Here is a 13,177-nt window from a genome sequence, read left to right on the forward strand (position 1 = left end):
GTCCGGTCGGCGGTACCCCGGACGGTCCGTTCGGCTACCTGATCGGTCAGCAAAGACCCGGTTGGCTTGTACGTTTCCACTCCCTACTGGTTGACCTAGGAGTGCGGATGCGACCACGATTCCGACTGGCGGCCGTTGCCACGATCGCTGCTCTCGCCAGCGTCGGGGGTCTGCTGGCCGCTGTGCCCGCTGGAGCCACCGGCCACGACATCAGCACGAACTCCATCGCCGACCCCGGCTTCTCGAAGTTCGGAGCCACGTACCACGTGCAGGGCACCGGCGGGCGGGTGCCGATGTACAAGAGCACGGCTCTCAGCACTCGGTTCAGCTTCGTCGGTAACGCGTTCACGGCGGCGCGCCTCAGTGGATACACCAACGTCTGGGCGCCGCACGTCACCCAGCGCAACGGCAAGTACTTCCTGTTCTTCGCGGCCGACCGGCCTGGCGCCGAGCACTGCATCTACTGGGCCGTCTCGTCGACGAACGCCGCCGAGAGCTACAGCGCGCCGAAACTGCTGCTCTGTGCGGCCAACCGGCCGGGTGAGAGCTGGGAGGCGATCGACCCGTCGACCTTCGAGACGGCCGCCAACAACACCTATCTGGTCTGGCGCTCGGGGCACATCCAGCCCGCCGACTTCCCGGTCGGCGACTACAAGATCCAGGCGGTGATGCTGCGGTTCTCGGGCAGCACGGTTTCACTGGCTCCTGGCGCGGCGCGGGTCACGATGCTCAGCGTGGAGAACAAGGCGGTGATGGAGGCACCCGACCTCATCCGCTACAACAACAAGGTCTATCTGTTCATCTCGCGCGGCGACTACCGCAACAGCAGCTACCACACCGATGTCTACATCGCGCCCACCATCCATGACCAGTTCCGCTTGTTGCGGACTGTGATGGCCACCGGCCAGGGCTTCGGCAGTGGACCGGGCGGTGCCGAGGTGGCGGGCATCGGCAACAACCAGACGGGGATCGCCTGGCACTTCCGCGACGGCGCCGGGCAGCGGCATGCCCGGGTCGGTGTGATCGAGTGGCGCCGGGTCGGCGCGAGCGTCGATTACGCGCCGTACGTCGTCTGACCCGACGAGCAAACCACGAGACACGCCAGGTGGCCGGTGGGTAGGGTTTCGGCGTGATGGGCGGAGCTGCCGCCTGTCCTGCATCGGAGACGGGAGGTGGAAGTGATGGCTCAGTGGTCCGGGGACATGGCTTTGCCGTCCGGTCGGCTCGTTGATCAGCTGCTGCTGACGCGGGGTGACTGACCGGACTGTCCGGTGGCGTCGGTCGACGTCACCCGTCCAGTCGTGCCCTCTGGGAGTCTCCGATGCGTTCTCTTCGCATTTTCCTCCTGCCCGCTGAACTGGGGCAGGATTTCCGCAAGATCTGGCCGGCTGCGGCCATCTCCAATCTCGGCGATGGCGCAATGCTTGCTGCCGGCCCGTTGTTGGTTGCCTCAATCACCGATGATCCATTGGCCGTCGGCGCCGCTGCATTCGTTCAGCAGTTGCCGTGGTTGCTGTTCGCGTTGTTCAGCGGCGCCTTGGTCGATCGGCTCGATCGCCGTGTGGTGGTCATTGCCGCCGACATCTTCCGTACTGCGGTGCTGGGCTCGCTCGGCATCGCAGTACTGGTTGGCTTCTCGCCGTTGTGGTTGGTCTACCTGACGTTGTTCCTGCTCGGTACTGCGGAGACGATGGCAGATGGCGCGGCCGGCGCGCTGCTCGTCAACGCAGTACCGAGAGAGCATCTCGGCAAGGCGAACGCGCGCCTCACCGCGACCGGTACGACGGCCAACCAGCTTGTCGGGCCGCCGATCGGCGGCCTGTTGTTCGCCCTCGGCACCGGAGTTCCGTTGCTGGTGGACGCCGTGACGTTCGCAGCGGCTGCCGCCTTGATCTCGCGGGTGGCATACCGGCCACCGCTGAACCCACACCCCGTACTGCGCTCTGGACCGACATCCGTGAGGGCGTGCAGTGGGTGTGGAATCACGCCGGCGTTCGCACGCTCGGGTGGACGATCCTGGTGATGAACCTGACCTTCATGGCGGGGTTCGCGACCTGGGTGCTGTACGCCAAGCAGCGGCTCGGGTTGAGCGAGACCCAGTTCGGGTTGCTGATCTCGGCGAGTGCGATCGGTGCGATCGCCGGGATGCCCGTCTATCACCTGCTCGAACCCCGGGTCGGCAGTCTGACGCTGCTCCGGGCGGGGCTGGTGGTGGAGACAGTCACTCATCTCGTCCTGGCTGTCACCAGGAGTCCGGGTTTGGTGGTCGTGACGATGACGGTGTTCGGGGTCCATGCCGTTGTCTGGGGCATCGTGTCGACCACGGCCAGGCAGCTCGCCACGCCTGACGTGCTGATGGGGCGGGTGAACAACGTCTACGCGCTGGCCTCCGTGGGTGGTGCCGCCGCGGGGGCGTTGCTGGGCGGCGTACTGGCTCAGCGGTTCGGTCTGGCGACGCCGTTCGTGGTCGCCTTCGTGGGCATGGTGATCGTGACCGCCCTGGCTTGGCGCCCGCTGCGGCATATCGCAGTACGGGAGTCGGCTGCGCGCTAATTGGTTGGAGCCTCCCGGCCGGGGATTGTTACTCTGCCCGGTCGGGAGCTTCCACACTGCGGTCGGGGAATCAGATGCCATCAGCTACATCCCTCGGACTGCCGAATATTCGAGGTCGAGTACCGCTGCTCGCCGGGCTCGCCGTCGACTCCTTCGGCGGCGGCTGCGCTGGACCGCTGATGCTGTTGTTCTTCGTACGCGTCGCAGACATCCCGCTCGGTATTGCGGGGTTGGTGCTGACCGTCGCGACCATGTTCTCCATCGCGGCGCCGGCCGCAGTCGGCTTGGTGATCGACCGGGTCGGGCCGCGCAACCTGGTGATCGGGGCGCAGTTCGCACAGGGGTTGGCCTTCACCGGCTTCTTCTTCGGGCGCTCGTTGTGGCTGCTGTTCCTCTGCGCGTTGGTCTCCACCACCGGGCAGCGGGTGTTCTGGTCGGCGATCTTCAGTCTGCTGTCGGACGTGGCGGATCCGGGTGATCGGGATCGCTGGTTCGGGCTCGGCGGGATGATGCAGTCGGCCGGGTTCGGCTTCGGTGCGCTGGCGGCGGGAGTGCTGCTGAGCTTCGACGGGGAGCGGCCGTTCCTGATCGGCATCGGGGCCAATGCAGTGTCGTTCTTCGTCGCTGGGGTGTTGCTGCTGCGGATCCGGGCTCTGCATGAGGCAGCCTCGGTGGTGCAGGACAGTGGGCCGGCTCCGCTGCTGCGGAAGGACAAGGCGTTCCTGGTACTGATCGCCGTCAACACCGTCCTGGCGCTGTGCACGATGATGATCGGTGTGGGGCTCCCGGTCTATGTGACCGAAGCGCTGCCGGAGGCGCCGAAGTGGATCGTGGGCGTGCTGCTGGCGGCGATCTCCGTCGTACTGGCGACCGGGCAGACGCTAGTAGTGCGGCATACCGAGAACCGGCGGCGTACTTCGGTACTGGTCGTCGCCGGAGTCTTGTGGGCGGTATGGGGTGTGCTGATGGCCGCGCTGCTGCATCTGCCGGCTGTCCTGGTGGTGCCTGGGTTGATCCTGGCGAGTGTGGTGTTCGCGGGGGCCGACGTACTGCATGCGGCTACGGGGAACGCGCTGGCTGCTGCGGTGGCGCCTGACAACGGGCGGGGGAAGTACCTGTCGTACTGGCAGTACTCGTTCACCTTCGCGAGTGTGCTGGTGCCGGCGTTTTTCGCGCAGCTTTTCGAGGTACGGCACGAGCTGCCCTGGGTGACGTTGTCGGTACTGGCGCTGGTCGCCGCAGGCGCGATCGTGGTGCTCGAGCGGGTGCTGCCGGACGCCGCGACTCGGCGTACCTGAGCCTCGCTTTCGGCCGCCGCGACACGCCTCACCTGACGAGTCAAGCATTCTTGCACTCTTCGAACAGGTGTTCTAATGTCCTACTCGTAGCTCGCGGATTTCACTCCCACCCCAAACCTTCGCCGCCAGCGGCTGGACCTCCCACCTCGATGTGGACAGCCGATGCCGGCGCTGGCCGCCCGGGCAGTGAGGGCCCGGGCTGTGGAGTGTTTCGTGAAGTCCCGCCTGCCCAGTACAACTGCTAGAGGAAGACCGAGGTGATGCACGACGAGAGGATTCACCATGCTGCTGGAACACCGTGGCCGGAGACCGGTCGTGCCATCGTCCGTGTACGTGGCGCCCTCAGCCGTGCTGTGCGGAGCCGTCGTACTAGGCGAAGGAAGCCGAGTGCTGCACGGCGCAGTACTGACGGCCGAAGACGGTGAGATCCACCTCGGAGAGAACACCGTGGTGATGGAGAACGCCCTGGTCCGCGGCCGGGCGTCCCATCCCGCGATGATCGGCGCTGCGGTCCTGATCGGCCCGCACGCCCACGTGAACGGCGCCACGGTCGAGGACGAAGTCTTCATCGCCACGGGCGCCTCGTTGTTCCCAGGTTCACACGCCGGCACCGGTGCCGAACTCCGCATCAACAGCGTTCTCCAGGTCAACTCACGCCTTCTCCCCGGCACCGTCCTGCCCATCGGCTGGATCGCAGTCGGCAATCCTGCGGAACTCTTCTCGCCCGACCGGCACGAAGAGCTCTGGGAGATCCAGCGGACTCTCGACTTCCCGGGCACTGTCTACGGCGTAGGCCGAGATGCCGGTATGCGCGAGATCATGGCGAGGCAGTCTGCGTACTTCGGCGAACACCAACACGACCAGCAACTGCCCACACAGGACTGACTTTCATGCTCTGGTGCTAGCTGTTGGCCGCAAATGCCTTCTCCTGTCAGCCATCGCGCCTTCATGGCAGCAGACGAGCGACGAAGGAGCCTGCGCGGGTGTCGGCTACTCGAGGGATGTCAGCGAGTAGCTGATCAACTGCCCTGGAGGCAGTGCGCTGCAGGTCATCGCCGCGTTGATTTTGGTTGAGGTGGTGGTGAGGGTTACCGCTTGGCCGGAGTCCAGGTGGACTCGCCAGGTGTTGGCGGTTGGACGTAGTACGGCTGTCGGCAGCAACGCGTCGACGGCCAACGAGGCGCCGGCTTCGCGGGCGAAGTGTTGGGCTGCTTGGACAGGAGCAGGGTGAGCGCCTGAGCCGCGCAGGTACTTCGGTACGACGAAGCCTTCGTTGTAGGTGGTCGCCAGGCTGACGGCCTCCTCCGTCGGTACGTGGCCGTAGAAGATGCTGTGCGGGAGGAAGACAAGGTTGGCGGCGAAGCGGTCGCCGCCGATGTGGCTGCATTCCCAGGTGCGTTCGGGGAAGGCGGCGGAGAGAGCAGCTGCGGCGGGCCGGCCGCGCATGGCGCAGCAGGCGTCGTGGCGACCGTGGGCGCAGATCAGGTAGATCGGGTCTGTGCTTGGGGTGCCTGGGTCGGTTCCGTCCAGGACTTTCAGCACGTGTTCGTCGGTGGGGAGGTCGCCCCAGCGGATCGATTCCTGTCCGGGGCGGCTATCGATGAGCGCCCAGCGGCGAGGGCTGTCGCGGTCGGGTCGGCCGTGGCGCCGGATCAGTACGGGTCGGATGCCAGCTGCTGCACACAGGCGCAAGACCTCAGCCGACAGCCCATCGTCGCTCGGCAGAGTGGAATTGGCCCCGAGAGCGGGGCTGGAGCCGGTGGCAGCGCTAGTACTGGACCCGGTCATGGGAGCGGCATTGGAGCTGGAGCCGAGGGCGGGCTCGGGTGGGTTGGAGCGCAGCGCGGTGAGCGCTACTCGGGGCCAGGCGCCTCGGTGTTCGACTAGGAGCCAGCGGGTTGCGGGTGGGGCGGTCGCGTACAGGGGGTCGGCGCGCTGTTCTGCCGCGGGTGCGCATCTCAGTGGTGGGTGGTCGGGGTCCACAGGGTCAGGTTAGGCGGTGGTCAGGACCGCTTCGGTGAGGAGGCGGCGGACCAGGACCAACTGGTCGGCTTCGTCGAGGTCCGGGAGGTCGCCTACTGTGACGGTCGCGCCGGAGCAGAGGACGGAAAGAGCGGCAGAAGTTGCCTTGGGCAAGGAGATTGTGCGGTCGGCTAGTTGCAGGCGGACCGGGTCGCCCTCGACCAGGTGGAAGCGCAGGCCGGGGCGGAGGCGGACCGTCGTACCAGCGGTTAGGCCAGCTATCGCGGCGGCGTGGGCTAGCGGGGGTAGCGGGGCTGGGCGGTTGCCGGACCACGTACGGCGACGCAGTCGCGGGGCGAGGGCGTCGGGGGTGGTTTGCTCGATCCGCTTGATCAGGAGCGAGGCCACGTCGTCCAGGACCGTGGCGAGCTGCGACGGGTCGCCGGGGTCGAAACCGAGGGGTAGCGCGGCGCGGAGAGACGGTTCGTCGGCTGCTAGGGCTGCTAGCTCCTGGACGAGTAGATAGCGCGTCAACGTGTGCATGCCGACGGTCAGGTGGGCGCTGACGCCGCCGAGTGCCTTGGCCGAGTGGAGGAAGCCGCGGGGGACGTAGAGCGCGTCGCCGGGGCGTAGTACCTCGTCGATCACGGGGGCCCGGTCGCGGGCTGCGGCGGCTACTGCCTTGGAGTGGTCGGTCCACGGCTGGTTGCGGAGCGGGTCCGCGTGTACTGGCTCGTGGACGGTCCAGTGCTTCTCGCCTGCCACCTGCAGGACGAAAACGTCGTGGACGTCGTAGTGGGCGGAGAAGCCCTGCGACTCGGCCGGGGTGATGTAGGCGTTGATCTGCACTGGGTGCCCGGCGTCGGTCGACAGTTGCGTCGCGAAGTCGACCAGTGCCGGCCAAGTGCGGTGCAGAGCCTGCAGTACGACGGTGTGGCCGCTCGCGAAGAGTGCGGCCACCTTGTCGTCGCGGACCTGGTCGTTGATCTCCGCACCGACTCCGGCCGGGCCGGTGAACTGGCTGTCGTTGACGACAGTCCCGTTCTTGGCCAGGCGCAGGAACGGCGTACGGAGGCCGCGGCGGGACAGGAGCTCGTCAGCGTCCTGCAGGCTGAACAGGTCGCTGTAGTCGCCGCCGTGCGACAGCAGCGCCCGGGCACCCCAGTAGGAGCGGCCGAACTCGTCGAGGTCCAGACCACCCGCTACACAGCGCCGGAGAGCGGGACGCTCGTCCGGCAGCATCCCGCTCTCCGGCACTGGAATCACCAACTCCCGGAGTTCCCGCCGGCACCGCCGTCAGCACCGCCATCGGTCGCACCCGGTGAGGCACCACCATCAGCAGGTCCTTCGGCGCCACTGTCGGCACCTCCGTCAGCACCGCCATCGCTGACACCAGGCGAGGCGCCGCCGTCCGCGGGTCCTTCTGCATCGTCACCCGAGCCGGACGAGCCGAAGCCAGCTCCACCGTCTGCGCCGCCGTCGGTTCCGCCGCCAACAGCGCCACCGTCAGCGGGTCCCTCAGACGAGCCAGCTCCACCGTCCGCGCCGCCATCGGCACCGCCATCAGTTCCGCCGCCTACGGCGCCGCCGTCGGCAGGTCCCTCAGACGAGCCGTAGCCGCCAGCGCCACCATCGGCGCCACCGTCGGTCGCGCCCGGAGAAGCTCCGCCATCAGCGGGACCCTCCCCAGCGCCGCCATCGGCACCGCCGTCGGTTCCGCCACCTACGGCGCCACCGTCAGCAGGTCCCTCGGACGACCCGGCTCCACCATCAGCGCCACCGTCGGCGCCGCCGTCATGACCACCGACCGTCGTCCCGCCGTCAGCCAGCCCCTCGCCGTCACCGGAGCCACCGGAGACGTTGCCGCCGGCACCGCCGTCAGCACCGCCATCGGTCGTACCACTCGATGCTCCGCCGTCGGCCGGCCCCTCGCTGTCGGCCGATGAGGTCGTCATGTCGTCGTCGTTCAAGCCCATGATGGTGCTCCTTTCGCACTGCCCGAAGTGTCTTGCCGACCTCCCAGTGCGCAAAGTAGACCCGAGCTAAACCTGCACCCGCGTTACAACGGCCATTCGGTTCCGCTCCGATCGACGACTCACCCGGCGAGGTCCTGCCAGACCTTCAGGAACCCGTCGGTGACCTCCTCCGGACGGACAGCGATTCGCAGCCAATCCGCCCCCAGTCCGGGGAACGTATCTCCCCGCCGTACGGCGAAACCGCGCTCCCGCAACCGTTCCCGCAGTACTGCGGCGCCGGCCACATGCACCAGCACGAACGGCCCCCGAGCCACCCCGTACGTCGAAACGCCGGCCGTCCCCGAGAGCCCTGCCAGCAGATGAGCACGCTGCCGATCCAGCTCGATTGCCGCTTGCGCCGCCTCGGCCACCGCACGCTCGTTGCAGCAAGCAACCGCCGCCGCGAGCGCAGGAGTCGACACCGGCCAGTGCGGCTGTACTGCGGCCAACTGCTCGATCAGCCCGGGGGCCGCCACCACATACCCAACGCGAAGTCCGGCCAGCCCCCACGTCTTGGTCAGGCTGCGCACCACAACGAGCCCCGGGATCGACGCCCCGACCAACGACTCGGGCTCACCGGGCACGGCGTCCATGAAGGCTTCGTCGACCACCAGAATGCGATCGGGCCGAGCCAGTTCGCGGAGATCGTCGGCCCGGTGCAGCACCGACGTCGGGTTGGTCGGGTTGCCGACCACAACCAGGTCCGCGTCGGCCGGCACCGAGCGGGGATCGAAGACGAACCCGTTCTCCGCACTAAGGATGACTCGATCGACCAAATGTCCGGCCGACCGCAGTGCGGCCTCGGGCTCGGTGAACTGCGGATGGACGACGACCGGGTGCCGCGGCCGGAACGCGCGAGCGATCAGCACGAAGGCCTCGGCCGCCCCCGCGGTGAGCAGAATCTGCGACTGGTCACGCTGATGCCGGTTGGCGACGGCAGCCAGCGCGGCGTCCTGTCGCGGGTAGGAAGCCAGGTCGGTGAGGCTCGCCCCGACCTCCTCGATCAGCCAGCCGGGCGGCGTACCGGCGCGGACGTTGACGGCGAGGTCGACCAGGCCGTGGCCGACCTCGAGGTCGCCATGGTGGTCGAGATCGAAACCGTCCGGCCGTTGCGTCACACGCAGGAGGCTAGCCGCAAAGTCCTGACAAGAGGCGAAACCCAACGAGAAGTCACCGTGAAGACCTAACGAGAAGTCACCGTGAAGCGCCGGTTCTTCAGCGATGGATTGCGCTTTCGGGTCTCGGCCAGCCGGTCCGCCGAGATCTCGGCAGCGGCGAATCCGTCCGCCTCGCCGACGGCGGCGACTGCGATGCCCTGCGGGTCGATGATCTGGCTCAGACCGCAGTACTTCTTGCCGTTCTGGGCGGCGGCGGCGACATAACAGGTGTTCTCGATCGCGCGCGCCGTCAGCAGCGTGGTCCAGTGGTGCTCCTTGAGCGGCCCACGCACCCAAGCAGCCGGTACGACGAACACCTCGGCCCCCGCGTCGACCAGCGCCCGCGACAACTCGGGGAACCGCAGGTCGTAACAAGTCATCAGCCCGAGCTTGTGCCCGGCAACCTGGACGACGACCGGCGCCACGTCTCCCGCGGTTAGCTGATCCGACTCGCGGTAGCCGAACGCGTCGTACAGGTGGATCTTGCGGTAGGCACCCAGCAGGTCGCCGTCCGAGCCGACCGCGAGCAGCGTGTTGTACGGCCGGGCCTCGTCGCAGCTCCGCTCGAACATGCCCGCCACGATCGCGACGCCGTGCTCGGCCGCGGCCTTGCGGAGTGTGCCGACGAACTCCCCGTCGAGCGCCTCTGCCAGGTCGCCGACCGAACCACCCTCGCTCGCGAAGTCGGCCATCATCGCCTCCGGCAGTACGACGAGGTCGGTTCCGTCGACCGCCGCGTCGGCGACCAGCCGCGCGACCGACTCACGATTGGCGGCTTTGTCGTGCGAGCTGGCGGTCTGCACCACGGCGATCTTCACGCCTCCATGGTGCCCCATCCGGGCGGAGTTGACCCGGGCTCGCGGCGACGGGAGGCAGACTGAGGGGATGGAGTTCGATGCGGTCGTGTTGGCCGGCGGCGGGTCCACCCGGTTCGGCGGGGTGGACAAGGCGCTGCTGGTGCTGGACGGGCTGTCCCTGCTGGATCGGGTGCTCACAGCAACGATCGCGGCGAGGTCGACAGTTGTCGTCGGGCCGGAGCGCGCGGTCTGCCGGCCGGTCGAGTGGACCCGGGAGGAGCCAGCCGGAGGTGGACCGGTCGCGGGGATCGCGGCTGGGATCGCCGTTGGCCAGGCGCCGATCGTGGTGCTGCTGTCCTGCGATCTGCCGTGGATCACCGCCGCAGAGGTCGGGCAACTGGTCGAGGGCGTCGGCGAGCATGATGGGTTTGGGCTGCTCGATACGGGGAGCCGCGAGCAGTGGCTGGCGGCGGCGTACCGGCGTACTGCGTTGGTGGCGGCGTTGCAGCGGATCGGCGATCCGCAGAACCAGTCGGTCCGCAGACTCTTCCTCGACCTGGACCTCAGCTGGTCGGCGCCGACCCGCGCGGGCGACGACGTCGACTCCTGGGCAGACCTCGACGACCAAAACCCGTCGACAACGGACCAGCCCGGCCTCTAGCTTTGCGGCAATGGAGATCGCCGCGATGGTCGAGCAGGCCTGCCCGGGCAGCGACATCGCGGCGATCGTGCCGCGGTCGGGTGGCCAGCTGAGCACGGTCTTCGAGGTACGCCGGTACGCCGCGGCGCCGCTGATCGTGAAGCTCTACGAGCCCGAGTGGGCCTGGAAGCAGGCCAAAGAGGTCTACGTCTACGGCATCCTCCAGCAGCAACTCGCCGGCTCGATCCCCGAGGTCGTGCACGTCGGCCCGGCCTTCACCGTCCTGACGAAGCTCGACGGAGTACCGCTGTCCGAGGCCGAGCCGCCGGACTGGCGGGCCGTCTACCGGCAACTCGGCGAGCTGCTCGCGAAGATCCATCGCATCCCGCAACCGGCGTACGGGTATCTGACCGACCAAGTGCTCGACCCGCTGTTCGGCAACGCCACGAAGCCTGTTCCTTGCCACCCAACTTTCATGAAGGGGCAACGCCGACAAGCTCGGCGGGCTCACCGATGGGTACGGCGAGCTGCCGGCCGACTGGCGGCCGCGGATGACGCTGTACCGGCTCTATCACTCGCTCGAGCTCTGGGACTGGTTCAAGTCGATCGGCACCGTCGATCCGCTCGACAGCATCGCGGGCGACATGGGCGAGATCGTCCGGCCGCAAGCCTGACGCAGTACCGTGGCTGGCATGCGAGCTGTCGTTTGTGAGGGTGCCGGTGGCGTCGAGGTGCTGACGATCGGTGAGATCGAGGATCCGACTCCAGCGGTGGACGAGGTCGTCATCAATGTGGTCGCCGCGGGCGTTAACCGCGCCGACCTGTTGCAGCGGCAAGGGCACTATCCGCCGCCGCCCGGGGCGCCGGGGACGATCGGGCTCGAGGTGTCCGGCACGATTGCCGCAGTCGGCTCCGAGGTCGAGGGGTGGGCAGTCGGTGACGAGTGTTGCGCGCTGCTCGCTGGTGGCGGGTACGCCGAGAAGGTGGTCGTCCCGGCGCCGCAGGTGATGCCGGTGCCGGAGGGCATCGACCTGGTCAGCGCGGCCGCGCTGCCCGAGGTGGTGGCGACGGTCTGGTCGAACGTGTTCATGACCGCGCACCTGAAGGACGGCGAGACGCTGCTCGTGCACGGCGGCTCGTCCGGGATCGGCACGATGGCGATCCAGCTCGGGGTCGCGCACGGCGCCCGGGTGCTCTGCACGGTCGGCAGCCGGGACAAGATGGATTTCTGCACCCGGCTCGGCGCGGACGTCGCGATCAACTACAAGGAAGCCGAGTGGGCTTCGGTCGTCAACGAGGCCACCCACAAGGCCGGCGCCGACGTGATCCTCGACATCATGGGCGCGAAGTACCTGCAGGACAACGTGAAGACGCTCGCGTACGACGGCCGGCTGGTCGTGATCGGGATGCAGGGCGGGACCAAGGGCGAGCTGGACCTCGGGCGGCTGATGTCGCGGCGCGGCTCGATCACCGGGACCGGTCTGCGGGTGCGGTCGGTGGTGGAGAAGGGCCAGATCCTCGCCGAGGTGGTCGGACATGTCTGGCCGCTGGTGACAGCGAAGAAGGTGCGGCCGATCGTGCACCGCACCTACCCGCTGGAGGCCGTCGCCCAGGCGCACCAGGCGCTCGAGGAGTCCAACCACATCGGCAAGATCCTGCTGACCATCTGACGGTTACTGCGGCGTGGAGAAGTTGGCGGCCAGCCAGGCCGGGTCCGGGGCGACCAGTTGGATGACGTCGATCCAGGTGCCTTCGGGGTCGCGCACGAAGAAGTGCCGCTGACCCCAGACCTCGGTGATCACCTCGGTCTCCAACGCGACGCCGCCGTCAGTGAGGGCCGCGGCGACCTGATCCGCATCCTCGACGACGAAGCCGAAGATGTTCGAGCTGTCCCGGAGCGCCGAGACGGCGGCCGGCACCGACTCGTGACCGCGCTCGGTGATGGCCAACTCCCAGTCCACCTCGCCGCGGCGCAGGCAGATGAACCAGCCGATATCGAGGGTGATCTTCAGGTCGAAGTGCCGTTCGTAGAACGCGGCGACCTCGGCCGGACGTGCGGTGACGACGGTCGCGCCAAAAGAAGCGGGATGCAATTGATCTCCTTGATCACTACAGCTGTTGTGGTTGAGTACAACAGTTGTAGTGCATAGCTGCTAGGCTTGTCAACATGCCGAGCAATCCCGAACGCCGCAACCAGCTCGCCGACGCCGGCCTCGCCGTACTGGCCGAGTCGGGCGCCCGAGGCCTCACGCACCGCGCGGTCGATGCCGCCGCGGGCCTCCCGGCCGGTACTGCGTCCAACTACTTCCGTAGCCGCGACGCCTTGCTCGGCGCCCTCGGCGAGCGGATCTTCGAGCGGCTCGCCCCCGACGAGACGGTGCTGACCCCACTCGCCGAGCGGACGCCGTCGATCGACCTGGTCGTCGACTACGTCCGCTACATCGTCGAGCGCCTGCTCGGCCGCCCCGAGCTCCCCCTCGCCCTGTTCGAACTGCGCCTGGAGGCGGCCCGCCGGCCGGGGCTCAACGAGATCCTCTCGCGCACCCTGCAGCAGGGATTCGACACCGATGTCTCGTTCCACGTCCAAGCCGGCCTGCCCGGCGGCGCCGAGGAGGTCCGGCTGCTGCGGTTCGCGATCGACGGCCTCGTCTTCGACCAACTCACCCCCGGTACCGGCCGCCGGTACGACGTCGACGCCATCACCGCGCGGCTCGTACGCCGACTGGTCCGGGAGGACTGAAAACCCGGTTGACCA

At 68.0% G+C, this 13,177-nt stretch carries 15 protein-coding genes; 9 read left to right on the forward strand and 6 right to left on the reverse strand.

Annotation, left to right across the window (positions count from 1 at the left end; translation table 11 throughout):
- Nucleotides 1–107: 107 nt before the first annotated feature.
- The 5 genes from AB0P21_RS30980 (at nucleotide 108) to AB0P21_RS31000 (ending at nucleotide 4,736) form a co-directional block, all read left to right on the forward strand.
- Nucleotides 108–1,076 (forward strand): family 43 glycosylhydrolase, encoded by a 969-nt coding sequence (locus AB0P21_RS30980; protein ID WP_363701001.1) that lies wholly within the window; start codon nucleotides 108–110, stop codon nucleotides 1,074–1,076.
- Nucleotides 1,077–1,321: 245 nt separating this feature from the next.
- Nucleotides 1,322–2,023 carry an MFS transporter gene (locus tag AB0P21_RS30985; protein WP_363701003.1) on the forward strand — a complete coding sequence of 234 codons (702 nt, stop codon included), beginning with the start codon at nucleotides 1,322–1,324 and terminating at the stop codon, nucleotides 2,021–2,023.
- Entirely contained in the window at nucleotides 1,975–2,553 is a 579-nt protein-coding gene (locus AB0P21_RS30990) for an MFS transporter (protein WP_363701005.1), read from the forward strand. The genes AB0P21_RS30985 and AB0P21_RS30990 overlap by 49 nt, the downstream gene beginning before the upstream one ends.
- Before the next feature lie 74 nt (nucleotides 2,554–2,627).
- Nucleotides 2,628–3,851 carry an MFS transporter gene (locus AB0P21_RS30995; protein ID WP_363701007.1) on the forward strand — a complete coding sequence of 408 codons (1,224 nt, stop codon included), beginning with the start codon at nucleotides 2,628–2,630 and terminating at the stop codon, nucleotides 3,849–3,851.
- A gap of 282 nt (nucleotides 3,852–4,133) precedes the next feature.
- Nucleotides 4,134–4,736 (forward strand): gamma carbonic anhydrase family protein, encoded by a 603-nt coding sequence (locus AB0P21_RS31000; protein WP_363701009.1) that lies wholly within the window; start codon nucleotides 4,134–4,136, stop codon nucleotides 4,734–4,736.
- A 105-nt stretch (nucleotides 4,737–4,841) separates the two neighbouring features.
- Here the strand turns inward: AB0P21_RS31000 and AB0P21_RS31005 are convergent, their stop codons facing one another.
- The 5 genes from AB0P21_RS31005 to AB0P21_RS31025 all read right to left on the reverse strand — a co-directional run bounded on the left by AB0P21_RS31005 (nucleotide 4,842) and on the right by AB0P21_RS31025 (nucleotide 9,803).
- Nucleotides 4,842–5,393: a sucrase ferredoxin gene (locus AB0P21_RS31005; RefSeq protein ID WP_363701011.1), complete on the reverse strand. Its 552-nt coding sequence runs from the start codon at nucleotides 5,391–5,393 to the stop codon at nucleotides 4,842–4,844.
- Between the two features lie 450 nt (nucleotides 5,394–5,843).
- Nucleotides 5,844–7,070: a cupin domain-containing protein gene (locus AB0P21_RS31010; protein WP_363701013.1), complete on the reverse strand. Its 1,227-nt coding sequence runs from the start codon at nucleotides 7,068–7,070 to the stop codon at nucleotides 5,844–5,846.
- Nucleotides 7,071–7,075: 5 nt separating this feature from the next.
- Complete coding sequence (locus AB0P21_RS31015) at nucleotides 7,076–7,789, reverse strand: hypothetical protein (protein ID WP_363701015.1); 714 nt, start codon at nucleotides 7,787–7,789, stop codon at nucleotides 7,076–7,078.
- Between the two features lie 119 nt (nucleotides 7,790–7,908).
- Nucleotides 7,909–8,946, reverse strand: a complete 1,038-nt coding sequence (cobC, locus tag AB0P21_RS31020) for an Rv2231c family pyridoxal phosphate-dependent protein CobC (RefSeq protein WP_363701017.1) — start codon at nucleotides 8,944–8,946, stop codon at nucleotides 7,909–7,911.
- Nucleotides 8,947–9,011: 65 nt separating this feature from the next.
- Entirely contained in the window at nucleotides 9,012–9,803 is a 792-nt protein-coding gene (locus AB0P21_RS31025) for a carbon-nitrogen hydrolase family protein (RefSeq protein WP_363701019.1), read from the reverse strand.
- 67 nt (nucleotides 9,804–9,870) lie between these two features.
- Here AB0P21_RS31025 and AB0P21_RS31030 point away from each other — a divergent pair, with 67 nt between their 5' ends.
- Genes AB0P21_RS31030 through AB0P21_RS31040 form a run of 3 tightly spaced genes read left to right on the forward strand, consistent with a single transcriptional unit; the run spans nucleotide 9,871 to nucleotide 12,092 of the window.
- The gene (locus AB0P21_RS31030; protein ID WP_363701021.1) at nucleotides 9,871–10,443 is read left to right on the forward strand and encodes an NTP transferase domain-containing protein; all 573 of its coding nucleotides are present in this window, start codon (nucleotides 9,871–9,873) and stop codon (nucleotides 10,441–10,443) included.
- Between the two features lie 10 nt (nucleotides 10,444–10,453).
- Nucleotides 10,454–11,134, forward strand: coding sequence for an aminoglycoside phosphotransferase family protein (locus AB0P21_RS31035; RefSeq protein ID WP_363701023.1), 681 nt, complete (start codon nucleotides 10,454–10,456; stop codon nucleotides 11,132–11,134).
- A complete protein-coding gene (locus tag AB0P21_RS31040) occupies nucleotides 11,115–12,092 on the forward strand; it encodes an NAD(P)H-quinone oxidoreductase (protein WP_363701025.1) in 978 nt (325 codons plus the stop codon). The genes AB0P21_RS31035 and AB0P21_RS31040 overlap by 20 nt, the downstream gene beginning before the upstream one ends.
- A gap of 3 nt (nucleotides 12,093–12,095) precedes the next feature.
- On the opposite strand, the gene AB0P21_RS31045 is transcribed toward AB0P21_RS31040, so the two are convergent.
- Entirely contained in the window at nucleotides 12,096–12,515 is a 420-nt protein-coding gene (locus tag AB0P21_RS31045) for a VOC family protein (protein ID WP_363701027.1), read from the reverse strand.
- 74 nt (nucleotides 12,516–12,589) lie between these two features.
- Between AB0P21_RS31045 and AB0P21_RS31050 the strand changes: the two genes are divergently transcribed.
- Nucleotides 12,590–13,162 (forward strand): TetR family transcriptional regulator, encoded by a 573-nt coding sequence (locus AB0P21_RS31050; RefSeq protein ID WP_363701029.1) that lies wholly within the window; start codon nucleotides 12,590–12,592, stop codon nucleotides 13,160–13,162.
- The last annotated feature ends 15 nt before the right edge of the window (nucleotides 13,163–13,177 follow it).

It is taken from the genome of Kribbella sp. NPDC056861 (assembly GCF_040687575.1).
Taxonomy (GTDB): Bacteria; Actinomycetota; Actinomycetes; order Propionibacteriales; family Kribbellaceae; genus Kribbella.

What these genes read in the sequence shown, in the direction of transcription:
- AB0P21_RS30980 (WP_363701001.1), top strand. Translation starts at nt 108, where the DNA reads ATGCGACCACGATTCCGACTGGCGGCCGTTGCCACGATCGCTGCTCTC.
- AB0P21_RS31035 (WP_363701023.1), top strand. Translation starts at nt 10,454, where the DNA reads ATGGAGATCGCCGCGATGGTCGAGCAGGCCTGCCCGGGCAGCGACATC.
- AB0P21_RS30985 (WP_363701003.1), top strand. Translation starts at nt 1,322, where the DNA reads ATGCGTTCTCTTCGCATTTTCCTCCTGCCCGCTGAACTGGGGCAGGAT.
- AB0P21_RS31000 (WP_363701009.1), top strand. Translation starts at nt 4,134, where the DNA reads ATGCTGCTGGAACACCGTGGCCGGAGACCGGTCGTGCCATCGTCCGTG.
- AB0P21_RS31050 (WP_363701029.1), top strand. Translation starts at nt 12,590, where the DNA reads ATGCCGAGCAATCCCGAACGCCGCAACCAGCTCGCCGACGCCGGCCTC.
- AB0P21_RS31015 (WP_363701015.1), bottom strand. Translation starts at nt 7,789, where the DNA reads ATGGGCTTGAACGACGACGACATGACGACCTCATCGGCCGACAGCGAG.
- AB0P21_RS31040 (WP_363701025.1), top strand. Translation starts at nt 11,115, where the DNA reads ATGCGAGCTGTCGTTTGTGAGGGTGCCGGTGGCGTCGAGGTGCTGACG.
- AB0P21_RS30995 (WP_363701007.1), top strand. Translation starts at nt 2,628, where the DNA reads ATGCCATCAGCTACATCCCTCGGACTGCCGAATATTCGAGGTCGAGTA.
- AB0P21_RS31030 (WP_363701021.1), top strand. Translation starts at nt 9,871, where the DNA reads ATGGAGTTCGATGCGGTCGTGTTGGCCGGCGGCGGGTCCACCCGGTTC.